Origin of the sequence: Streptomyces sp. NPDC058665 (assembly GCF_042714995.1) — a bacterium.
Lineage (GTDB): Bacteria > Actinomycetota > Actinomycetes > Streptomycetales > Streptomycetaceae > Streptomyces.
This window is the reverse complement of sequence record NZ_JBHXRX010000011.1, coordinates 54,162-76,913: the sequence shown is the minus strand read 5'-3', so window position 1 is coordinate 76,913 and position 22,752 is coordinate 54,162. Positions and strand designations below refer to the sequence as shown.

General features: G+C 66.8%; 20 protein-coding genes and 1 pseudogene. 11 read left to right on the top strand and 10 right to left on the bottom strand.

Going from position 1 to position 22,752, the window contains the following annotated elements:
* Positions 1–141 precede the first annotated feature (141 nt).
* Complete coding sequence (locus ACFWV8_RS09580; RefSeq protein WP_384199373.1) at positions 142–1,347, bottom strand: ROK family protein; 1,206 nt, start codon at positions 1,345–1,347, stop codon at positions 142–144.
* A gap of 140 nt (positions 1,348–1,487) precedes the next feature.
* Here ACFWV8_RS09580 and ACFWV8_RS09575 point away from each other — a divergent pair, with 140 nt between their 5' ends.
* The 3 genes from ACFWV8_RS09575 to ACFWV8_RS09565 all read left to right on the top strand — a co-directional run bounded on the left by ACFWV8_RS09575 (position 1,488) and on the right by ACFWV8_RS09565 (position 3,581).
* Complete coding sequence (locus ACFWV8_RS09575; RefSeq protein WP_384199243.1) at positions 1,488–2,588, top strand: Gfo/Idh/MocA family oxidoreductase; 1,101 nt, start codon at positions 1,488–1,490, stop codon at positions 2,586–2,588.
* Complete coding sequence (locus ACFWV8_RS09570; protein ID WP_329387310.1) at positions 2,585–3,073, top strand: heme-degrading domain-containing protein; 489 nt, start codon at positions 2,585–2,587, stop codon at positions 3,071–3,073. Before ACFWV8_RS09575 ends, ACFWV8_RS09570 begins: the two co-directional genes overlap by 4 nt.
* A gap of 130 nt (positions 3,074–3,203) precedes the next feature.
* Complete coding sequence (locus ACFWV8_RS09565; protein WP_384199241.1) at positions 3,204–3,581, top strand: nuclear transport factor 2 family protein; 378 nt, start codon at positions 3,204–3,206, stop codon at positions 3,579–3,581.
* 145 nt (positions 3,582–3,726) lie between these two features.
* Here ACFWV8_RS09565 and ACFWV8_RS09560 read toward each other — a convergent pair.
* The 6 genes and pseudogenes from ACFWV8_RS09560 to ACFWV8_RS09535 all read right to left on the bottom strand — a co-directional run.
* Positions 3,727–3,933 (bottom strand): annotated as a pseudogene (locus tag ACFWV8_RS09560) (IS630 family transposase); the annotation flags it as partial.
* Between the two features lie 189 nt (positions 3,934–4,122).
* Positions 4,123–4,782, bottom strand: a complete 660-nt coding sequence (locus tag ACFWV8_RS09555; protein ID WP_384199239.1) for a disulfide bond formation protein DsbA — start codon at positions 4,780–4,782, stop codon at positions 4,123–4,125.
* The gene (locus ACFWV8_RS09550; RefSeq protein WP_384199237.1) at positions 4,779–5,636 is read right to left on the bottom strand and encodes a fumarylacetoacetate hydrolase family protein; all 858 of its coding nucleotides are present in this window, start codon (positions 5,634–5,636) and stop codon (positions 4,779–4,781) included. Before ACFWV8_RS09550 ends, ACFWV8_RS09555 begins: the two co-directional genes overlap by 4 nt.
* A 171-nt stretch (positions 5,637–5,807) precedes the next feature.
* Entirely contained in the window at positions 5,808–6,572 is a 765-nt protein-coding gene (locus ACFWV8_RS09545) for a YidC/Oxa1 family membrane protein insertase (RefSeq protein ID WP_384199236.1), read from the bottom strand.
* 140 nt (positions 6,573–6,712) lie between these two features.
* Positions 6,713–7,033, bottom strand: a complete 321-nt coding sequence (locus ACFWV8_RS09540) for a DUF6412 domain-containing protein (protein ID WP_384199234.1) — start codon at positions 7,031–7,033, stop codon at positions 6,713–6,715.
* Between the two features lie 111 nt (positions 7,034–7,144).
* Positions 7,145–7,675, bottom strand: coding sequence for a winged helix-turn-helix transcriptional regulator (locus tag ACFWV8_RS09535; protein ID WP_384199232.1), 531 nt, complete (start codon positions 7,673–7,675; stop codon positions 7,145–7,147).
* A 103-nt stretch (positions 7,676–7,778) separates the two neighbouring features.
* On the opposite strand from ACFWV8_RS09535, the gene ACFWV8_RS09530 reads away from it, so the two are divergent.
* The 8 genes from ACFWV8_RS09530 (at position 7,779) to ACFWV8_RS09495 (ending at position 18,769) form a co-directional block, all read left to right on the top strand.
* Complete coding sequence (locus tag ACFWV8_RS09530; RefSeq protein ID WP_384199231.1) at positions 7,779–9,221, top strand: MFS transporter; 1,443 nt, start codon at positions 7,779–7,781, stop codon at positions 9,219–9,221.
* A gap of 64 nt (positions 9,222–9,285) precedes the next feature.
* Positions 9,286–10,284 carry an SEC-C metal-binding domain-containing protein gene (locus ACFWV8_RS09525; protein WP_384199229.1) on the top strand — a complete coding sequence of 333 codons (999 nt, stop codon included), beginning with the start codon at positions 9,286–9,288 and terminating at the stop codon, positions 10,282–10,284.
* 109 nt (positions 10,285–10,393) lie between these two features.
* Complete coding sequence (locus tag ACFWV8_RS09520; RefSeq protein WP_384199371.1) at positions 10,394–10,840, top strand: very short patch repair endonuclease; 447 nt, start codon at positions 10,394–10,396, stop codon at positions 10,838–10,840.
* 103 nt (positions 10,841–10,943) lie between these two features.
* Positions 10,944–12,479, top strand: a complete 1,536-nt coding sequence (locus ACFWV8_RS09515; protein WP_384199228.1) for an ATP-binding protein — start codon at positions 10,944–10,946, stop codon at positions 12,477–12,479.
* Positions 12,472–13,443 carry a PD-(D/E)XK motif protein gene (locus ACFWV8_RS09510; protein WP_384199227.1) on the top strand — a complete coding sequence of 324 codons (972 nt, stop codon included), beginning with the start codon at positions 12,472–12,474 and terminating at the stop codon, positions 13,441–13,443. The genes ACFWV8_RS09515 and ACFWV8_RS09510 overlap by 8 nt, the downstream gene beginning before the upstream one ends.
* Positions 13,444–13,457: 14 nt before the next feature.
* A complete protein-coding gene (locus ACFWV8_RS09505; protein ID WP_384199225.1) occupies positions 13,458–16,385 on the top strand; it encodes a Z1 domain-containing protein in 2,928 nt (975 codons plus the stop codon).
* A 40-nt stretch (positions 16,386–16,425) separates the two neighbouring features.
* Positions 16,426–17,424: a DNA cytosine methyltransferase gene (locus ACFWV8_RS09500; RefSeq protein ID WP_384199223.1), complete on the top strand. Its 999-nt coding sequence runs from the start codon at positions 16,426–16,428 to the stop codon at positions 17,422–17,424.
* 94 nt (positions 17,425–17,518) lie between these two features.
* The gene (locus tag ACFWV8_RS09495; protein ID WP_384199222.1) at positions 17,519–18,769 is read left to right on the top strand and encodes a DNA cytosine methyltransferase; all 1,251 of its coding nucleotides are present in this window, start codon (positions 17,519–17,521) and stop codon (positions 18,767–18,769) included.
* A 33-nt stretch (positions 18,770–18,802) separates the two neighbouring features.
* On the opposite strand, the gene ACFWV8_RS09490 is transcribed toward ACFWV8_RS09495, so the two are convergent.
* From ACFWV8_RS09490 to ACFWV8_RS09480, 3 genes are read right to left on the bottom strand one after another with little or no spacing between them, the layout of a single operon-like run.
* Complete coding sequence (locus tag ACFWV8_RS09490) at positions 18,803–19,678, bottom strand: DUF6339 family protein (RefSeq protein WP_384199220.1); 876 nt, start codon at positions 19,676–19,678, stop codon at positions 18,803–18,805.
* Positions 19,675–20,649 (bottom strand): hypothetical protein, encoded by a 975-nt coding sequence (locus ACFWV8_RS09485; RefSeq protein ID WP_384199218.1) that lies wholly within the window; start codon positions 20,647–20,649, stop codon positions 19,675–19,677. The genes ACFWV8_RS09490 and ACFWV8_RS09485 overlap by 4 nt, the downstream gene beginning before the upstream one ends.
* A complete protein-coding gene (locus tag ACFWV8_RS09480; protein WP_384199216.1) occupies positions 20,646–22,727 on the bottom strand; it encodes a helix-turn-helix transcriptional regulator in 2,082 nt (693 codons plus the stop codon). Before ACFWV8_RS09480 ends, ACFWV8_RS09485 begins: the two co-directional genes overlap by 4 nt.
* Positions 22,728–22,752 lie beyond the last annotated feature (25 nt).

Sequence of the window (22,752 nt, the reverse complement as noted above, 5' to 3'; positions counted from 1 at the left end):
TCGGGAGGACGGGGCAGGGGCGCGGGGAAACTCCGACGCTGCCACGGACCGTCCGCCCGGCCGGGGAGCCACATCCCAGCCATGGTCCGAAAGTCATACAAGTGCACCTCAACGGCTCCGCTCGACGGAGACGCCAGGACCCTACGGACGCCCCCGGCCGAAGACCCGCGCGTGCCCGAACACGGGCGCGAGCACCAGCTGCGCCGCCCCCTCCGCGACCGAGTGCCCGCCGCCGTATGCCACGGCCACCGGGACGACGGGGCCACGCGCCCGCTCTTCGAGTACGGCTCCGACTCCCGTGACGAACTCTTCCTCGGCGGCGGCCACGGCACGGCCCCCGAGCAGCACCCGGTCGATGTCGAGCAGCCCGACCAGATTCGCGGCCCCGGCGCCCAGCACCCGCGCGGCCTCGGCAAGGTCTCCGCGCGCCACCGCCGCCATGCAGAGCGCCTCGATGCAGCCACGGTTCCCGCAGTCGCAGAGCGGCCCGTCGAGCTGGATGACCTGGTGCCCGAACTCGCCCGCGCCGGTGCGGTCGCCCCGGTAGAGGGCGCCGTCGAGTACGAGGCCGGCGCCCAGGCCCGTACCGAGGTGGAGATAGGCGAAGGAGTCGCCCGGCCCGCTCAGCGCGAGGCCCAGGGCTGCGGCGTTGGTGTCCTTGTCGAGGACGACGGGCAGACCGAGGCGGGCGGCGAGGGCGTCGCGCAGCGGGAAGCCGTCCCACTGAGGGAAGCCGGTGACCCGCTGGGGCACGCCGGTGGTGTGGTCGAGCGGGCCGGGCATGGCGACCCCGACGCCCAGCATGCCGCCGGGGCCCGATGCCCCGGCAGCCGGCGCGTGAGCTGCCTCGTGGGACGCCGACCGGGTAGCCGCGTGGGACGCCGCCTCCGCCCGTACCGACTCCACCTGGGCCGCCGCGGTCTCCACGACCTCGGCCGCCCCGGCTCCCAGATCGAACGGCACCGTGCGGGCCGCGACCTGCGTGCCCGCCAGGTCGACCACGACGGCTGTCAGCTCGTCGCGGTCCAGATGCAGGCCGACCGCGTGCGCGGCGGAGGGGACCAGGCAGAGGACGGTCCTGGGTTTGCCGCCGGTGGACGCCCGTTGGCCGGCCCCGGCCGCCAGGCCCTCCGCACGGAGCCTGGCCGTGATCTTGCTGACGGCCTGCGGGGTGAGGCCGGTGGACTCCGCGAGTTCCAGCCGGCTGATGCCGGCCTCGCCCGCCGTACGGAGGAGGTCGAGCACCAGGGCGGAGTTGTGGCTGCGCAGCGACGGCAGATTCGCGCCGGTGTGCGGTGCGCGCGGGGTCGGGTGCACGCCCGTGCGGACGCCGCTCACCGCCGGCACGCCGTCGCCCGAGCCGTCACTGCCTCTGCTGCCGGCTCCGTCGCCGGCTCTGTTGCCGCCGAGGGCGGCGTCACTGTTGCCCACGGTCTCATTGTCCCGCGCGCTTGCACTATGGCAACACCGTTGCTTAAGTGGAACTCATGACTGGCACCAGTACGCCTCTGCGCGTCGCACTCGTGGGATACGGCCTCGCGGGCTCCGTCTTCCACGCCCCGCTGATCTCCACGACCGAGGGCCTCGTCCTCGACACGGTCGTCACCTCGAACCCCGAGCGGCAGGCGCAGACGCGCGCCGAGTTCCCCGACGTCCGCTTCGCGGCGTCGCCGGACGAGCTCTGGGAGCGGGCCGGCGAGCTGGACCTGGTCGTGATCGCGTCGCCGAACAAGACGCATGTCCCGATCGCGACGGCCGCGCTCAAGGCCGGTCTCGCGGTGGTCGTGGACAAGCCGATCGCCGGTACCGCCGCCGAGGCGCGCGAACTGGCCGCTCTCGCCGAGGAGCGGCGCCTGCTGCTCTCGGTCTTCCAGAACCGCCGCTGGGACAACGACTTCCTCACCCTGGCCCGCCTCATCGCGGGCGGCGAGCTGGGTGACGTACAGCGCTTCGAATCGCGGTTCGAGCGGTGGCGTCCCGAGACCAAGGGCGGCTGGCGCGAGTCGGGATCGCCCGAAGAGATCGGAGGGCTGCTCTACGATCTGGGCAGCCACGTCGTGGACCAGGCGCTGGTGCTGTTCGGTCCGGTGGCGTCGGTGTACGCGGAGTCCGACGTACGCAGGCCGGGTGCCGCGGCCGACGACGACACGTTCCTCGCGCTCACGCACACGAACGGTGTCCGCTCGCATCTGTACGTGAGCGCCACCACGGCCCAACTCGGCCCGCGCTTCCGGGTGCTGGGCTCGAAGGCGGGCTATGTGAAGTACGGCCTGGACCCCCAGGAGGCCGACCTCCGGGACGGCAAGCGGCCCAACACCCAGGAAATGGCCGGAAATTGGGGTGTGGAGCCCGAGTCTCTGTGGGGCCGGATCGGGGCCGGCGAGTCTCCGGCGACCGGTGGCGGGCACCCGGTGGAGAGCACGCCCGGCGACTACCCCGCGTTCTACGCGGGTGTCGCGCGGGCACTGCGCGAGGGTACGGCGCCGCCGGTGACCGCGCGCGAGGCAGCCGCGGCGCTGGACGTCCTGGAGGCGGCGCGGCGCTCCGCCCGCGAGGGCGTCACGGTCACGATCGGGGCCTCGTCATGACGGCGGGCGAGGGCCGCGCGCTGCCTACGGTGGACGAACTGGAGGCGCAGGAGGCCCGGTTGGTCCTGCCCCACTTCACGTACGACGACGCGTGGGCGCTGGGCAGTCTGCTCGCCGAGCTGTCGCGCGAGCGCGAGGCGCCGGTCGCGATCGACATCCGGCGGGGTGGCCAGCAGCTGTTCCACTGCGCGCTGCCGGGCTCGTCGGCGGACAACGACGCCTGGATCGACCGCAAGCGGCGGGTGGTGGAACGGTACGGCGCGAGCTCGTTCCTGGTCGGTACGCGCTTCCGCGCGAAGGGCAGCACGTTCGAGGACTCCTCCCGCCTCGACCCGGACAGGTACGCGGCCCACGGCGGCTCGTTCCCGATCGCGGTGAAGGGGGCGGGAGTTGTCGGCACGGTGACGGTGTCGGGCCTCCCCCAGGAGGAGGACCACGCACTGGTGGTGGAGGCACTGGGGTGGCTGCTGGGGCGGATGTCGTAGGCCGTGTCTGACAAATCCCGCCTGGCGCCCGGCGTCTGGCACGGCCTGGTGCTGTGACCGGGATGGTCCACCGCGATCGGAAGGCGGCTCGCGGGACGAGCGCACGCGCAACGGCTGGTATTACTGGGGCATGCAGGAAGAGACGGCACGCTCCGCGATCGACACGTTCATCTCCGCGTTCAACGCCTCGGACGACAGCTATGTGACTGCCTTGCTCTCCCAGGCCCTGACCTCAGACGTGGTCCTCTGGGGGCCGTTGGGTCGCAGCGAAGGAATCGCGGCGGTCGAGCGGTTCGTGCTGGACATCCGGCGCCACCCGGCGGGGACCGGCACGATGGTGCGCTGCTCAGCGGTGGACATGCCTGACGAGTGGGCCCGGTACCAGTGGGTCTTCACCACGCCGGATGGAGGCCCCCGCTTGGCGGGAACGGACGTCGTCCATCTGCGGCGGAGCCTCATCGACCAGGTCATCGTCTTTGCGGGGGAGATCGAGCCGTCCGCCTCCTGAGTCGTCCTTCTGTCGCTGTCCTTCTCGCGAACTTGTCCCTTTCGGCACTCCGGGGCTGCGGTTCGCGGTCGGTCAGGCTGCGGCATTGAGGGGGCTTCCGCCCAGCGGATGCCCTTCTCGCTGCGGATGCGGGCGCGTTCCTTGCGTTGGCGGTGCCCTTGCGGCGGCGGTTGACGCCCCACAGGCGGTCGTCGCCCACGGAGTGGCAGCCGTGGAAGTAGGTGACGCCATGGGTGCGGCGGCAGGTCGCCGGCAGCCGGTTCGGCTTGCCCTGCTTCGGCCAGCAGGAGCCTGCGGTGGGCCGGATCCCCAACGGCCCGAACTCGTCGAAGGCGAAGACCCGGTCCGGGAAGCAGTCACGTGAACTCGCGTGGGCTCCAGAAGCCCGGACGGGCTCCGCGAGCCGGTCCCGGCCGCACCGTCCCGGCCTCGACTCACGCCGGCACAAGGAGCCCCGCGAGGGCCCCCTGGGCGGCGGGCCAGGTAAACCCGCGTGGGCTCAGGTCGGTTCGCGCGAGCCTCGGGGCCTCCGAACCCTGCCTCAGCTCTTGATCTCCAGAAACCCCGGCACGCTCGCGACCAGAAGCGTTCCGTCCCACAGACGCAGCGCGTCCTCGGGGCCCGGCGTCTCGCCGATCACGGGCCCGAAGAACGCGTGCCGGGCCCCGGAGGGGTGGGTGACCGCCAGGATCGGCGTGCCCACCTCCCCCACCACCAGGCTCATCGCCTCCGCGTGCGAGTCGCGCAGCGCCGCGTCGTGGTCGGTGGTGGAGCCGGCCCCGGCCAGCACCGCCGGCAGCCCCGCGGCGCCCAGGGCCTCGGCGATGTCGCCGATCCACCCGCGCCGCCCGCCGTCCGGCGTGGTCCACAGGGCGTCGTAGAACCTGCCGAGCGCCGCGTGCCCGTACGCCATCTGGATCGCGGCACAGACCCGCGCGGGGATCCAGAGGTAGCCCTCCTCGTCGCCCTCGGGGTCGACGTCCCTGCCCTCGTTCAGTACCGCGAGGCTCATCACCCGCCACCGGATGTCGATCGGCCGACGTTCCGCGACCGTGACGATCCAGGACGCGGTGACGCGGCTGAGCGGGCAGGCGGGGTCGAACCAGAAGTCGACGGTCCGGCGGTCGGCCATGGCCACCACGGAGCGCTCCCCTCGCCGGTCCGCCCCCTCGTCAAGCCCCTTCCCCGGAAGGGGAGTCACGCGTCCTTGAGCTCCTGGCGCTGCCGCCCCAGTCCCGCGATCTCCAGCTCCACCACGTCACCCGCCCGCAGATACGGCTTCGGCTCGGGCTGCCCGAGCGCCACACCCGCCGGCGTACCGGTGTTGATGACGTCGCCCGGGTAGAGCGTCATGAACTGGCTGACGTAGCGCACCACTTCGGCCACCGGGAAGATCTGCTCGGCCGTCGTCCCGTCCTGCTTCGGCTCCCCGTTGACGGACAGCTTGAGCGACAGCGCCTGCGGGTCGGGCACTTCGTCGGCGGTCACGAGCCAGGGGCCGAGCGGGTTGAACGTCTCGCAGTTCTTGCCCTTGTCCCACTGGCCCCCGCGCTCGATCTGGAACTCACGCTCGGAGACGTCGTGCGAGACGGCGTAGCCCGCGACGTGCGCCAGGGCCTCCTCGTGGGAGTCCAGGTAGCGGGCGGTACGGCCGATGACGACGGCCAGCTCCACCTCCCAGTCCGTCTTGACGCTCTTGCGCGGTACGAGGACGGTGTCGTCCGGCCCCACGACCGTGTCCGCGGCCTTGAAGAAGATGATCGGCTCGGACGGGATGTCCGCGCCCGTCTCGCGCGCGTGGTCGTGGTAGTTCAGCCCGATGCACACGATCTTGCCGATCCGGCCGACCGGCGGCCCGGTGCGCAGTCCCGCCGAGTCGACGACGGGCAGCTCGCCGGACACGGCTGCGGCCCGTACCCGGTCGAGCGCGGCCTCGTCGGCGAGCAGCGCGCCGTCGATGTCCGTGACCAGTCCGGACAGGTCCCGCAGGGTCCCGTCCTGGTCGAGCAGCGCCGGGCGCTCCGCACCCGCCGTACCGACACGCAGCAGCTTCATGGTCTGTTCTCCCTCTGGTCGAACGGATCGACCTGGTCGAGCGGGGGCCCCACCGACGGGTTGCGGCCATCGGGGTGTTGGCCGATCGTCCAAGACATCGGATCACTCCGCAAGACCCCGTTCACACCCTGGACCGCGGCCGAAGGGCGTGGACGGGCGCCTGGTTCGGACTCACACGGCGGTGGCCAGCGCGCCCGGCGCCGGTACGTCCCGGTAGAGGAAGGCCCGTTCGACGGCGGTCCATGTGGTGCTCGTCACGACGTACAGCGCGGCCGCGAGCGGGACCACACCCACCGTGAGGAGCGTCGCGAAGGAGAGCAGCGGCATCAGCTTGGTCATCGCGCCCATGCCGGGCATCCGCTGCCCGTCGGCACCGGCCGCCGGCACCGGCATGGCCGCCATCTGCCGCTTCGTACGGCGGTAGTTGAAGGTGGCGACGGCCACGACGATCGCGAAGAGGGCGACGTACACCAGGCCCGCCCCGCCGAAGATCCCGCCGTCGGCGATGGCGTCCTTCCAGCGTTCGCCGAGCGGCGCGGCGCCGAGGGAGTGGCCGAGCAGTTCGTTCGGCTTTCCGCCGATCTCCCGGCTGGAGAAGAGGTGGTACATCAGGAAGAACGCGGGCAGCTGGAGCAGGCTCGGCAGACAGCCGGAGAGCGGCGAGACCTTCTCCTTCGCGTGCAGCTCCATGATCGCCTTCTGGAGGCGCTCGGGATTCTTGCGGTGCTTCTTGCGCAGCTCGGCGATCTGCGGCGAGAGCCGGGTGCGGGCCTTCTGGCCGCGGGCCGCCGCCCGGGAGAGCGGGTGGACCGCGAGCCGTACGCAGGCGGTGAAAAGGATGATCGCCACCGCGGTCGCGCCGCCGTGGAAGAGCGGGGCGAGCAGATCGGCGAAGTGCCCGACCAGGGAGGCGAAGCCGGACAGGAAGACGGACATGGGTGAGCCCTCCGAGGGTCTCGTCGTGCCGGATGGGATGCGCGGCGCCGGTGGTGCGGCACGGCGCGGCTCGGCATGACGACCCGCGTGAGGCCGGGATCGCTCAAGGGTTCAGGGAGAGGTGGAGCGGCGAACCGGCCCTACGCGGTCGTCAGGACGGGACGCCCTGGAGCCCGGGGCCTGGTGCGGCCCCGCGCGTCGGGATCTCGCTGGGGCAGGAAGGCCGTTCGATGCTCGCGGTCGCGGATCGCCGTACGCACGCGGGTGTGCGGTACGGCGGGGGCGCACCGGGCCGAGATGACCGCGGCGGCGGCGAACGCGGTGGAGGCCGCGGCGGTGGCGGCGAGTGCGACGGCGGCGGAGAGGCTGCCGGCGTCGAGGAGCAGGACCTGGAGGAGGGCGACGAGCAGGAAGAACACCGGGGCGGCGGGGCGTGGTGGCCGGGTCGCGCGTCGGATCATGGCCTGCCCCTTCCTGGTGTCGTGTGCCTGGTGCCTGGTGCCCGGTCTCGGCGCCTGGCCCCGGCGTCGTACCGCCGGGTGTGTCAGACCGGACGCAGGGCCCTCCAGCCGTTATACACGATCCGTTTCGATGGGCAGAAGGAGACGCCGGGGGCCGAGCAGCGCGCGGCTCACCGGATCGTCCGGGTCCGGATCCAGCCCGCGCCCCGGCAGCATCTCCACATCGCGCGGCGGTACGGCGGTGCCGCAGGCCGGGCACTCGCCGTAGGAGCCCAGTTCCGTCCCGCAGGCTGCATGGGTGAACACCCGCATCGGGAGGACGCCTTCGATGTGTTCGCGCCCCCAGAAACCGAGGGAGCGCACGACGGGCCAGAGGGCGATGCCGCGCTCGGTCAGGACGTACTCGTCGCGCGGCGGCGAGTCCTGATAGCGCCGCTTCTCCAGGATGCCGGCCTGTTCGAGGCTCTTGAGGCGGGTGGCGAGGACCGCGCGGGGGACGCCGAGGTGGGTGAGGAAGTCGTTGTAGCGGCGGACTCCGTAGAAGGCGTCGCGTACGACGAGCAGTGTCCAGCGTTCGCCGACGATCTCCAGTGCGCGGGCGATCGAGCACTGCTGGTTGGCGTAGTCCTTCCCGAGGGCCATGGGGTCACCTTAACAAGCTCAAGGTTCGATCAACGAACTCACCATGTTACGGTCGGCGCGAGCACGAGTTCATTCACCGAACCTTGAAAGGTGCCGTCTCGCCATGTCCCCGACGCCCGCGTCCGCGAGTCCCGCCACCTCGACCACGTCCACGTCCCATGGCGACAGGGACGGCGGCGGCACGGACCGCCGCTCCGGCCCCCACCCCGCCGCGACGCTCGCCGTGACCAGCGCGGCCACGACCGTCGCGCTCATGAACTACACCGTCCCCATGCTCGCGCTCCCCGATCTCGCCGCCGACTTCGGCACCGCGATATCGGCCCAGGCATGGCTACTCAACGGCGCCCCGCTCGGCCTCGCGGCCCTTCTGCTCGTCGCGGGCAGCCTCGCCGACGACTACGGCAGACGTCGGCTCTTCCTCGCCGGCACGCTCGGCCTCGCGCTCACGACCGGACTCGGCGCGCTCGCCGACTCCACCCTCACCTTCACCCTCGCCCGCGTCGCGCAGGGCGCATCCAGCGCCGCGATCATCGCCAGCAGCCTCGGCCTCCTCGTCCACGCCTTCCCCGCGGGGTCCGCCCGCGTCAGGGCGACCGGCGTCTGGGGCGCGTTCGTGAGCGCGGGGATCGCCACGGGGCCGCTGCTGGCCGGCGGCCTCGGCTCGTACGGCTGGCAGCTCCCGTACGCCGTACTCGCCGCGGCGGCCCTCGTCACCGCGGTGCTCGCCTTCCGTACGCTCACCGAGTCCCGCGCGCCGCGCGGCGGACGGCCCGACCTGCTCGGCGCCGTCGTACTGGGGCTGGCCATGACCTCGCTGGTCGGCGCGCTGACGCTGGGCCGCGACGGGTGGCTGCGTACGCCGGTGATCCTGCTGCTGGTGGCCGCCGCCGTACTGACCGGGGTCTTCGCCGTCGTGGAGCGGCGCGGTGGCGCTCCGCTGATCGATCTGGGGCTGCTGGGGCGGCGGCCGTTCCAGGCGGCCACGTCGGGGGCGCTGTTCACGGGGCTCGCGGTGATCGGGCTGTTCAGCTATCTGCCCGCGCTGCTCCAGCGCACGCTCGGCATCTCCCCGATGGGCGCGGCGGGCCTGTTCGTGCTCTGGTCGGGTACGGGCTTCCTGGTCGCCCTCCAGACCCGCCGTATCGCGCACCGCGTGGCCGCCCGCCACCAACTGGCGCTCGGCTTCCTCCTGCACGCGGCCGGCGCCCTGTCGATGCTGGGCGCGGTGGGCGCGGGGTCGTGGGGGCGGCTCGTACCGGGGCTCGTCGTCGGTGGCGTGGGCAGCGGCCTGCTGAACGCCGCGCTGCCCCGCCTCTCCGTCGAGTCCGTCCCGCAGGAGCGCGCGGCGATGGGCTCGGGCGCGAACAACACGGCCCGGTACATCGGCTCCGCGGCCGGCGTCGCGCTGATGATCGCGGTGGCGACCTCGGCGGACACCCCTCAGCGGGGCACGGACCTGGCGATCGTGGTGTCGGCGGCGGTGACGGTACTGGGTGCGGCGATCATGCTGGCGCTGCGGCCCGGCCGCCGCGGTGACGGCGGGTGACGCCCGGTTCCCGTAGCCCGAACACCCTCCGCCCCGACCGGCGTACAGCAGTACGGTGTGGACCATGCGCCCCGACATCCCTGCCGACCACACCACCGAGGCCGAGCGCCTGCTCCGCACGGCCTCCCGGTACCCCGAGGACCGCGAGCCCCTGCTTCTCCAGGCCGCCGCCCATCTGGAACTGGCCGGCGCCCGCGACCGCGCCACCGGCCTCTACGACGACCTCCTCGCCGGCACCCCGGACCACCCCCACCTGGTGAAGGCGCTGAAGGCCGCCAACCTGTGGGAGTACGGCCACGAGGCCGAGGCCCGCGCGATCATCGACGGCCTGCGCATCGCCGAACCGCTGGAACCGGCGCCGTGGGAGATCGTGGCGGAGACGCTGGAGGCCCACGACGAACTCGAAGCGGCCCACGACTCCTACACCACGGCCCTCAACCTGCTCCTGACCCCCGGCGAGGAAGTCCCGTACTCCGCCGGGTCCCTCCTCCTCGGCCGCCACCGCCTGCGCCGCCTGCTGGGCCTGGAGCACGACGACTGGGACGCCCTGGGCGACCAGGTGAACAAGACGTCCGTGCCCCTGGACGAACTCCACGACCCCAAACGCCTCTGGGCCCTCGGCTCCGACAACCCGGCCGAACTCCAGGCCGAGATCGTCCGCCTGCGCGCCGAACTGGGCTCGTACCGCTCGGCCCTCTCCCGCCCGTTCCCGGTCGCGGTCCTGCACTGGCCGGAGGCGGAACTGGCCGAACTCCTCACGGCGTACCCGGCCCTCCGCACCGAGTACCCCTCCCGCGAGGCCCACCTCGCCCAACTGGAGTCCTCCCTCCGCGAACTGGCCTCCACGGGCACCCCCAACCTGGGCATCGTGACGGGCACGGTCCCCTCCTACGAGGCCTTCGCAGCCTCGGAGTCGGCTTCCCCGTCGGACCCGACGCTGCTCCCCCAATACGCCACCACCTTGGCGGCCCGCGGCCGCGCCACCCCGTGGCCCCCGGCCCGCAACGCAGTGTGCTGGTGCGGCTCGGGGAAGGCGTACAGGGAGTGCCACGGGGCGGGTTAGGGGGTTGGAGGAGGAGGGAGAAACCGGGGACGGGGGACGCCGCAACCTCGGTATCGCGTTCGACCGGACTTAGCGCGCCTCTGTGCGTGTTGGCCGGCAGAATGCCCGGATGCCCAAAGTCGTTCCCTCGTCCGCCGCAGTCTCGGCCCGTATGAGCCGCCAGTCTTCTCGCGACACGGCCCCGGAGGTCGCCGTGCGCAAGATCCTCCACGCGGCCGGGTTGCGCTACCGCGTGAACGTGCCTGTCCCCGACATGCCTCGCCGCACCATCGACATCGTCTTCGGCCCGGCCAAGGTCGCGGTCTTCCTCGACGGCTGCTTCTGGCACGGCTGCCCCGAGCACGCGACCCAGCCCAAGTCGAACGCCGAGTGGTGGCGCACGAAGTTGGACAAGAACATTGCACGCGACCGCGAGACCACGGAGCACCTCGAAGCCCAGGGATGGACGGTTCTGAGATTCTGGGAGCACGAGGATCCGGAAGTCATTTCACGAACGGTCGCGCGGGCTCGGGAGACGGCCTTGCCGACGCGTCGTCCACCGACAAGCGGAACGTGACCTCACCCTTACCCCTCGTCAAGGGTTTCCTCACCGACTGTCGGACCCAACCGCTACCGTCACTATTCATCATATTAGTTGCACGGTTCTCCAAGGCGAGGAAATGATCCACGACTGGAAGTTCGACGTCCCCACAGTGGGGAGCAAGCGCCTGCCGCCCGACGCGAGATACATGGAAGCGCTCAGCAACCAGGGGTACGGTTTCGAGATCGCGATCGCCGATCTCGTCGACAACTCACTCGACGCCGGGGCGAAGGACGTTGTCATCCACTTCCTCCGTGACGGGGATCAGTTGGTCAGCCTCCTGGTCGTGGATGACGGCCGTGGCATGGATGAACAGGCCCTCGACGTGGCGATGACGGTGGGTGGACGTCGCGACTACGCCGTCGACGCGTTGGGCATGTTCGGAACGGGCCTCAAGTCCGCCTCGCTCAGCCACGCGTCCGCCGTCACCGTCGTCAGCACCACCAAGCGGACACGCACCGCCGGCCGCCGCTGGGTGATGGAACGTGCCCTCTCGGGATTCCATTGCGACATCGTCGATCCCGACTACGCCCAAACGTTGATCGATCGATACGACAACGGGCGACCGATCGAGTGGCAAGGCACCGTTGTCCGCTGGGACGGTGTCAAAGACTTCCCCAAACATGGAGGTGGAGGCCAGACCGACCGTTACCTCCACAAGACGATCAACAAGTTGGGCCTGCACCTCGGACTTCATCTGCATCGGTTCCTGGCCCGCGACGACTTCAACATCACTGTCGCGGTGGAGGATGTACGTAGCGGCACGGTCTACATGAGCTTCGGCGTGGAGCCTCTCGATCCCTTCGCATATCCCGTATCGGGCCATCCCGACTACCCAAGAAAATTCACAGCGTCCCTGTCCTCCATCGGCGACATCACGTTGGATGCTCACGTCTGGACGCCCAAGTCCAACCTCGACGAGTACAAGGCGGTTGGGTCGGTCATCGAGCGTCAGGGCTTCTACTTCTACCGACACAATCGACTTGTCCAGGCCGGGGGATGGAACACCTTCCGTCAACCTGAGCAGCATCTCTCACTGGCACGCGTTGCCATTGATCTCCCGGACACCCCCGGCGACGCCTTCCGACTCACGGTGAAAAAGTCGGGCGTTGACGCATCCCCTGAGTTCGCCTCCGCCCTCGAATCGGCAACGGACGGAAAGGCACTGACCTTTCTCGACTACTTGTCGTCGAGCGACACCGCCTACCGGGATGCCCGTAAGCGCGCAGGTACCGCTCGAAAGGCAGTACTGCCTCCAGGTAGAGGTCTCGACCGCGCCGTGCGCGAAACCATCGAGGAGGAGCTTCCGGTCATCCCACACGAGGATGCCATCGAAATTCGCTGGCAGCGACTCGACAACGAGCTCTTTTTCGAGATCGACCGTGCGACCCGTTCGATCGTCCTCAATCAGCACTACCGGGCGGCAATACTGGGTGGGCGCCGCGGTGGACTCAACGACGCGCCGTTGATCAAGTCCCTGATGTACCTGCTGCTGCACGACGTGTTCGAGAAGGAGTACAGCGGTAGCCGCGAGCGGGACAACCTGCAGCTCTGGCAGTCGATCCTTGTATCGGCCGCGCGGGCCGAGCTCGACAGAGTGGGAGACCATGACTGACGAGCCGTTCGTTCCATGGCGCGCCGTCGAATATTACCTCGGCGAAAACCAGGCGACCTCCTACCGATTGTCCGCGCCCTCGGCCCATCCCGAAGTGTCCTACGTCGTGGGTGGCAACGAGGAAATCGCCCTCTATGTGGAACTGGACAGTCGCCGCAAACCCCCGACGTCGCCCCTGCCGCTGATTCGCATCGATCAGATCGCCGAGCGGGGCATGCGCATGGCTCGCATCAGAACCACTCAGGCCGCGCTCGTCCGTGACTTCCATGATCTCTTGAACGCCGTGGCCGACCGGATCGTCACCCACGAGCGCACGTTGGATCAGGCCTTCGGCGAAACAGTGAGAGCCTGGAGCGCTCTCCTGGAACGCCCGAGAGGCCTCGGAACGCAGAAACGTATCGGTATGCTCGGTGAGCTCTCCGTCCTTGTCTCCATCGCTCACACCCGCGACTGGTCCGCTGCCGTTCAGGCTTGGAAGGGCCCGTACGGCGAAGAACACGACTTCGGGCTACCGGACTTCGACGTCGAAGTGAAAACAACCGCCTCCGAGCAACGCAGCCACACGGTCCATGGACTCGGCCAATTGACACCTACCGGTGATCGCCCTCTGTGGTTCCTGTCCTTGCAGGTCACACGGGGTGGCGCCCGAGGACGTTCATTGCGGGACTCCGTTCACGCCGTACGTCACGAGATCGCAGAACAGGCTCCGAGGTCTCTCGATCGCTTCGACGAACAGCTCTCCGCATCGGGCTGGGAGCCTGAGTTGCCGGACGACGAGCGCTGGCACATGCGCACCGATCCCGTCGTCCTTCCGGTCGACGACCGACTACCGCGTCTCGACATGAGAACTGTGCCGGCGCACGTGCTGGATCGGGTGCGCGATGTGACATACGCGCTCGATGTGAGCGGCCTGCCACAACCGGCCGAATTCCCCTTCGAACTGCACGAGATCCGGATCCCGTAAGCCGAGGAATGATGATGAACAGCTCCGAACTACTGCGGCTCACCCTGCACACCTCGGCCCTTGCCGGGATGGACAGCCGCCCCAAGAATCTCCTGCGCGCTTTGGCCTACCAATCCGAGGAGGAGGGGGCGGAGGCCGAACTGCTCGCCACCGAGGCCGACTTCTTCGAGACTCTCAATGCTGCCCACGCCACGGACCAGTTCGTAGAACTGTGGCGCAAACAGCTGACGCAATGGGACTACTCGGAGAACCCCGCATGGACGGAGACCGAGCCCCGCACAGAGGAACGCCGTGAAGTGGTCCTGAAAATTCTGGGGCTGGCCGAAGCAACCGGGAAGATCCTCAATTCTCTGATCCCCGTTCCCAAGGAGACGGGACCGGTTGTCATCAGTGAGACCTTCAAACCCTGGTACACACCCCAGTCGCAGCAAGGCCGTAGCTGGTACTGGCCCGCATACCGCCAACTCCTTTCAGAAAAGGGCTGGTCCGAGACTGCGGTCGCAAGCTTGGACGCGGCATCCGATCGCGTCGTGGAGCGCTTGGCGGACCCCACGGCTCACAGCGCCTACCAGTCCAAAGGCCTGGTTGTCGGATACGTCCAGTCGGGAAAGACTGCCAACTTCACCGGTGTCATCGCCAAGGCAGTGGACTCTGGGTATCGCCTGGTCATCGTCCTCGGCGGCACCCTCAACCTCCTGAGGGCACAGACACAGCGCAGGTTGGACATGGAGCTCGTCGGTCGCGAGAACATTCTTCGTGGCGCCTCCGAGTACGAGTCCGACTACGCCGACGACCCGGCATGGCCCCAGGGTAAATTCCTGTCCCACGGCGGACTGCCCTCCGCCCTGGGCGGTTTCGACATCGTCCGTATGACTACACGGGACAACGACTACAAGAGTCTGCTCCAAGGAATCGTGGCGCTGGAATTCGAGAAACAGGAACCGGCACTGCCTCTGCACGACCCGCGCAATCTCCACCGTTCATCCGCCCGCTTGATGGTGGTCAAGAAGAACAAGAGCGTGCTCGGGAAACTCGTCAAAGACCTCAACAAGATCAAGACACCACTCTCCGAAATTCCGGTCCTGATCATCGATGACGAGTCCGACGAAGCATCGGTCAACACCGCGAATCCCAACAAACAGGACTCCGAACGCACCGCGATCAACGACAAAATCTCGGAACTGCTCCGCCTTCTCCCCCGCGCCCAGTATGTCGGCTATACAGCGACACCCTTTGCGAATGTCTTCATCGACCCCAGCGACGCCGAGGACATTTTCCCCAAGGATTTCATCGTCTCCCTTCCCCGGCCGGACGGGTACATGGGTGTCCAGGACTTCCACGACCTGGACTCACCGATCCCTCTGGATGACCGCAACTTCGCCAACTCCAACGAGAAAGCACATGTCCGCGACATCCATCTGGACTCGGAGGAGGACGATACCGCCCTTCAGCAGGCGATGGACATGTTCGTGCTCACTGCGGCCATGAAGCTCTACCGTGAGAGCAACGGGCTGGGAGACCGCTACTTCCAGCATCACACCATGCTGATCCATGAGTCGGTTCGTACGGCCGACCACCGCGCGCTGCGGGGCCGGGTCCATAAAATGTGGTGGTCCGCCGGTTACACCGGTCCGAACGGTCACGCCCGACTGCGCGACCTCTTCGAGAAGGACGTCGCTCCGGTCTCGCGCGTGCGAGCCGACGGATTCCCCGTGCCGGCGTCCTACGAGGACCTTTCTCCGTACGTCGGCGCTGCGGCCATCCGTATCGGCGGTGACGATCAACCGATCGTCGTGGTGAACGGCGACACGGACATCGAGAACGGCGAAGCGGACTTCGACAAGCGGCCCCTGTGGAAAATCATCATCGGCGGCCAGAAGCTCGCTCGCGGCTTCACTGTAGAAGGCCTGACCGTCACGTACTACCGCCGCCGGACCAACAACGCCTCCACTCTTATGCAAATGGGCCGGTGGTTCGGCTTCCGCAAGGGATACCAGGATCTGGTCCGGCTCTACCTGGGTCGGGAGGAGACGATGGGCACGCGGGACATCGATCTGTACGAAGCCTTCGAGGCTATCTGCCGCGACGAAGAGAGTTTCAGGGAGCAGTTGCAGCAATACTCGACCCTGGTCGACGGCGAATCCCAGGTCACGCCCGCGCAGGTGCCTCCCCTTGTGTCGCAGCATCTGGCCTGGCTCCGACCCGCGAGCACCAACAAGATGTACAACTCCCGCCTGGTGGAGATCCATTCACCGGGCAAGTGGGAGGAACCGACCGCATACCCCTCCGGAACGCCCGCCCTGCGGCACAACACTCAGTTGTGGATGCCGATCCTGGAGTCGTTGTCGAGCGAGCCGAGTAGGTTCGCCTATCACTTCGACGACGAGGCAACGACATACCACCGCTTCGACGCCCTCTCCGGAAGGATCTCCTCCGGCGAACTCCTGACTCTGCTACGAGCTCTCAAATGGGATGCCGCGGGAAGGTTCGAACCTCATCTCACCTATCTCGAAGAGATCACTCTCGCCTCACCGGCGAAGGTGGACGACTGGGTCGTCCTGGCCCCCCAGCACTCTTCCCGGAACAAGCGGCTTCCTGTGGGCACTTCCTCACGGGCCTTCTCCTGGTTCGGCCGCCGGCGCAGGCGTGGTGACGTCTTCGGCGCCATCAGCGAGCCCAAGCATCGCGCGGCCGCCCTGCGCATCGCGGGCGCATTGCCCCACGGAGGAAACACGACAATCGAGCAGTACGTCGGGGAACGTCGTGGAGTGGTATCCCTCTACCCCGTGGTGGAACCTGAGCACCGGGCCGAATTCGAAGCCTCTGGCCGAATGGATCCGAGCAGGGTTGTGATGGCATTCACCTTTGTCGCTCCGGCGACCGCACGCAGTCGTGACGGGAAGGTGGTTCGATTCACTACAATCGATTCCAAGGACACGTGACAGTCGGTACACGGAGTTCGTTGTCGATGTCGGGGGATACATGGGCACGCAGGAAGCACGGTTCACCGCGATCGAGTTGTGCGCGGGCGTGGGCGGGCAGGCGTTGGGGTTCGAGCAGGCAGGATTCGATGTGGTTGCCGCGGTCGACATCGATCCGGACACCTGCGCCACCCTCGCCCGCAACCGCCCGGGGTGGTACGCGGTCTGCGACGACCTCAAGCGCATCGAACCGGTGAGTCATCAACCCATGGACTACGCCGACGTTCTGAGTTGTGGCCTCCCCCGATCTCCCTACAGCATCGCCGGCAAACAACTCGCGACGAATGACCGTCGCGACGCTCTTCGGGCGACACTCGATATGGCCGCATACATCAGGCCGCGAGTTCTCGTCATCGAGAACATCCCAACGTTTCTTCGTGCCCCGAGGTTCGAATCCGCACGGGCAGCGGTACGGGAGTCCGTCGAGGACCTGGGCTACGAAATGGCTTCGTCCACACTGACTGCCACCGATTTCGGGGTGCCCCAGCGTCGAACACACGGATTCATGGTCGCCATGCATGCCGACGACCTCGCCCACTTCACGTGGCCCACTCCCATCTCCGAACGCTGTCCGAGCCTCGGCGAGACTCTTTACGAGTCGATGGCTTCGGCAGGATGGCCGGAGGCGGCCGACTGGGCTGCCAAAGCCTCGGAGCCGGCACCCTTGATCATGGGTGGCGCCACGGGCCGAGGGGGTGCGGATCTCGGGGCCACCCGCGCGAAGGCGCTTTGGGCCCGCTGGGGCATCTATGGCGGGAGCATCGGCGACTCGGTGCCTGGACTCGACTTCCGTCGGAACTTCGACATCGAGCCGCGCTACGGTCTGCCCAAACTCACGGTCGGCCAAGTCGCACTGCTCCAAGGCCTCCCCACCGATTGGCAGATCGTGGGTGGGAAGACGTCGACGTACCGACAGATCAGTCAGACCACGCCTCCGCCCGTGTCCGCCGCACTCGGTCGACAGATCATGGCGGCTCTACGGTCCGCTGGTACTCTCTGAAGGACCCGGCCTGGTTCCCGCGTGTCGCCCGAAGAGCCCCGCATCGGCGGGACCGCATCCCAATGGATCTTCGAGGCAAGTACACTCACGCAACATGGTGACCACCTCGATCAGTACTGCCTCGGCAGCGACAAACGCCGAACCCACGATCAAGGTGGTTGACCTCTTCTCGGGTGCGGGCGGATTCTCCGCGGGATTTCGCGCCTACCAACCCGCCGGGTCGGGGTCGTCACCGTTCGAATCCGTGGCTGCTGTGGAATTCGACGAGGCGGCGGCGGCAACCTACGCGGCCAATTTTGGCTCCGCACACGTTGCCAACATCGATATCAGCAAGTGGGACACCCTCCCCTACGAGGGGGAGAAGATCGATGTCATCATGGGCGGCCCCCCGTGCCAGGGTTTTTCGGCGCTCAACAGGGACAATCCCGCGAAAAAGCCTCCGAAGGCAAACGATCCACGAAATCTCTTGTGGCGCGAGTACATGCGTGTTGTCACGAGGATCAAGCCCAAGATTTTCGTCCTGGAGAACGTCGACCGCTTCTTGAAGTCCCAGGAATTCGAGGATCTCAAAGCATCGACCGACACCGGCGGGGACCTGGATGACTACACGTTGCGCTGGAAAATTCTCAACGCAGCGGACTACGGCGTCCCGCAGGCCCGCAGACGGGCAATCGTCATCGCGACGAGGAATGACTTGGGAACAGCGCTGGAGCACCCTCTCCCCACCCACGCACGGAACGCCGGCGGAGCACAGGCGACCCTCGACGAGGAATCTGACGAGATTCGGCTCCTCCAGCCCTGGGTGGCGGTCGGTGACGCCGTTTTCTCACATACGCGGGAGACCACGAGCCTGATCAACCTCCCGGAACGCACGGACAAACCTCTGGGTGTCGTCCTGCCGGGCCCCTACAAAACCACTGAGCTTCACATCGGACGAAGTCCTACGCCTCTGTCACTGGCGAGATACCGGGCAATCGGTCCCGGTGGCAACCGCCATGATCTCAGAAATAAATCAGCCTTGGTCCTCGGTGAACAGACGTATCTGTCCACGGAGAGCTGGGACAAACATAATTCTGGTTCCGGCGACGTGATGGGACGTATGCATGTAGACCGTCCTTCCGTCACTATCCGCACGGAGTTCTACAAGCCTGAGAAAGGGCGCTACCTCCACCCTGTCGCCGATCGTCCCATCACCCACTACGAAGCAGCGCTCATTCAGGGATTCCCTGCCGACTTCAAGTGGTTCGGCAGCAAGGTGCAGATTGCCCGCCAGATCGGCAACGCCGTTCCCGTCGGCCTGGGCCGAGTACTGGCCCAGGCCATTCATGAGCGGCTGCGCGGCTGATCAAGGTTTGCCGGCGCTCGGATCGACCGTGGGCTACTCGGCCTTGCCTTTGCCTCGCACTGGTGCGTCCTTGAACAACTTCTCGAACCATTCAGCCAATATCTCCGCCGAACAGTGAGGGACGCTTCCATCACCAGGTCCTTGGGGCAGCCTTTCGTACTGGATCGACGCGTCGTCCCCGGCAGCGAGTACCCACTCGCGCAGAGCATCTGAATCTTGAAGTTCATCAGGCGCCATGGCTTCGTAAACCAACGTGGCTGCTGCGGCATTCGCCGCGGATGCGGCGGCGTTCACGTCCCGGCCCGTACGGACGACACGGCCTCTCTGGAGTCTCAGCAAAGCCTGCGCAGCGGGACGGTGCTGGATCATCTCTTGTCGCAACACTGTGTTCAGTATGTCCTGATTGCCGCATGCGACCTCGACCGGACCGTAGTTGCTACCGTCACGGAAGAGTTCTGCGGCCCACCACAGTCGAGAGAAGCACTGCAAGTCCCACCTGCCCGCAAAACGCGCCGCCTGTCCCACCCCTTTCCCGCTCTTGCCGCCGGCCCACCGCCAATGAACGAATTCGGGCGCGACACACAGCGCCAGGAAGTTCCACAACCCCGAGTCCGACGCCTCACTTCTCGTGAGACGCAGCGTGTAGTGCAGGCGCGGAGCCAGCCACGCGTCGCTGGCTGTCGGTGCACTGTCCGCGAATCGGCGGCGGGCCTCCACCAACAGTTCCCTGACGGGCTCCGTGTCCCACCGTGCCGTGTTGTCGACAGGATCCTCGACTTTTTCCTTGAACGAGGCGAAGGAGAGTTTGTCGTGGCCTTGCAGAACACCTGGTGTGATCGCTCGCGCAGCAACCAGATCCGGCAGCCTACCTATTCTTGACGGCACTTCGACAGCCTTTCCCGGGCTCATCCCTGCTCCCTCCCGTTGGCCATCCGCGTCAATGTCCTGACAGTATCTGCCACGATTTTCTGCTTCTTGGAGTTCAGAGTGGCCGAGTGCATGAGTCGCGCATGGAGATCCGATCCGCTCTCCCCGCCTTCTCGACGGGCAACGAGCTCCGCCAACGCCTCATCGGGTGTTATCTCGGGAAATAGGTCGGGAAGCATCTTGCGGAGGACCTCTTCTTGCCAGCCCCCCGGCCACTGCGGTGCGCCACTCGCATCCACCGAACTGGCGTACAGAGCGGTATTGAACATAGCCGTCCACGCCTCGGAGGCAATTTGGGTGGCCATTACTTCGCGAACGAGTTTCCGCTCGGCACTGGAGTTGGAAGGCGCGTCCAGCACGGCTCGAAACCCTTCGATCGAAGAATTCAGATAGAGAACTGGCTCTCCGGCCTCCGCATCCAGCATCCACGGATCGTCACGAAACTCCTTGAGAAAAGGATGGTCCGCAAAATCTTTCCAGATCATTTTGATGCTTCTCTGCCTCGTGGGTTGTCTGGCATCGAAATCTGCGCTCCAGCGTCGTACCGCACGGCCGATGAACCGACTTCCGACCCCCCTGACCTCGGCCACCACCCATGCGTCGATCTCACAACGGCCGACGTGCTCACCTTGGCGCAGCTCGATCTCGCCACGCCAGACACCCGCTTCCTCCTCATGGAGGGGAAATGTCAGACGAACATTCGTTTTCCTGTTGCGCAACACCGCCACGCAGGAGGGATTCGCCCACTCGTCAGAGGAAATTTCATCCGCGTCGGCCATGACAACCACGTTCACACGGATTTCGTTCCAGTCACGCTTGAGTGAATGAAGGGCGATCACCGACTCGTCATCAGACACAAGACTGAGCGAGAGTGGAATATTGTCCACCCAAACCTTTTCAACAAGGAGCGCGACATCCCCTGCAAGTATTGGATAGGGAAAGACGGTTTTCACTCAACGATCTCCTTGGCGCGGGGCAGGTCGACCTCGATGCACGACATGTCGGCCGCCACAGGATGACTGGACATGTCGGTTACTCCCCTGAAGACGCCCCGCCTCGCACCTTCTTGGAATCGGAGATTCCCGTTCCTTGTCAGCTCACAGGCCTGCTCGGGAACCAACATTCCTGCCCACTCGACGGGAATATTTACTCCGGAGCGCACAACGAAGCGAGCAACGGGTGAGAGCACCCACGGTTCCTCTCGCTCCGGAATTTTAACCGTCACCCGAAGCTGCCAAGCACCGTTGCCGGCCACCTCCCCCGAGACAGCATGCACCACAGGAAAGCCTTGTGTACGCGTTTTTTTCGGTGTTCCCAGGGTCAACAAGTCTCTGAGAATTTGCGGACCCTCGTCTGCGTCGCTCTCCTCCTCCTGATCCTTCAGCAGGTCACGAATTTCCTGCTCAGCCGCCTTCTTGAAGTTCAGGATGCACTGTCGAGCACCACGAACATAAGTTGCCGTGAGATCTTCGGTACTCGTCCAGTCGTTGTGGTCCGGAGGCTCGGCGGTACGCAGAAACTGTTCGGCTTCGAGCGCATCAGGCCCGCTGTGCCCAGTGGCCAGTCCGGCCAGCAGGACTGCCTGAAATCGGCGATGACCCAAGGGAAGATCGCTCACACGCTTGTTCTTGACAACCATGCGGTTGGCACGCATATAGGAAATATGATCCGGCTTCGGATCCGTCTCAAGCGTCGGAGTAACGAGCAATACCGCCTCGTGGAACTGAGCAGGCTGAGCAGTTCCCCTCCCCGATTGCTTACGAGCAGGCAACTTGAGCCGCACCGATCCCTGAAGCACATCTTCGCGAGAGGTCAACTCGGCAGTAGTCCTCCCATCGAGGAACGCCTTGACTGCACGAGATCTGGCGGGCTCGTAAATGTGGGGATCGATGAATCGCTCGGGACTGACCGAGACACCATTCCGCCACGACGCGACGGACGCTCGCAGCATGGGGCCGGCCTGCTCGCCGCCGACCATCGACGCCCAGAAGTTGCCGGCGATACCGGTGGTCAACTGCTCCTGCATCTCTTCCAGTTCCTCAGTGTCCCCGGTCCCGTCGTAGGCCCCCACCACGAGGAACGAGGTTCCGGGCAACGGATCATTCCTCTCCAAGTAGAGACTCTCCGTGGTGGAGCCGTCGGCCCACCAGGATCGCGCGGCGTTGCTGCGTTCGTGGTCAGCGGCGCCGAACCAGGCAGGCCCGGCAAACTCCTCAGTGCCCAGAGTGTGCCAGGGGAGTTCCAACCGGCCCGCCATGCGCCGTTCGTGGCGTCCATCCTGCTTCTCGGACAGCGTGCTGTTGACCAGGACCAGCCCGAATCGACTTGTCGCCCAGAGAGCGGCCTTCCCAAGTCCGTACGAGCCGCCCTGTCCCTCTGCCTTACCGCTGTCCAGGGTGCGACGGACGACCCGTGCGAAACGACCGTCACCGTATTCGGGTCCGGTCAGTCCGTTGGCGTTGTAGTCGTCAACTCGGAGCAGGACGAGGCGGCCAGTTCGATCGAGTTCATTCAACCCGTCGAGCAATACACGGCCGGCTTTCTGCCGGCCGTCGGCTGCCTTCCGGAGGTGCTGCTCGATCGAATCCCACCTCAGCGCCGAGAGGAACATGTTCAAGTGACTGCCCGTCAACTCGTGCAGCACGAAACGAGAGGTGACTGGCTGATCCTCCAAATGCCTCTCGTCGAGGCTGTTCTGCGTGGCCTCGCGTGCGAGTACCTCAAGGTTCGCGGCGAAGGCGTAGGCAGCCGCGTTGCCCCCGATCCTGCTGCCGTCCTCGGGTGCCTTCTGAAAGACCCATTCCAGCTCGGAACTTGACGACTCCGGGGGGCGCCGGTTCACAGCGTCCTCGACAGCAACCCCCAACGCCTCCGCTATCGAAGCTATCTTCGCGTACCGGGGCACCGACCGACCGTTCGCCCAAGCGTTGACCGCCGCCGGCGTCACCTCCACCATCGCGGCCAACTCCTTCTGGGTCAGGTCGCGTTGATTGAGCATGCCAATCAGCCAGTCCGCGAAATCCTGCGTCACTCCAGCCCCTCTCGCTGTCCGTCCC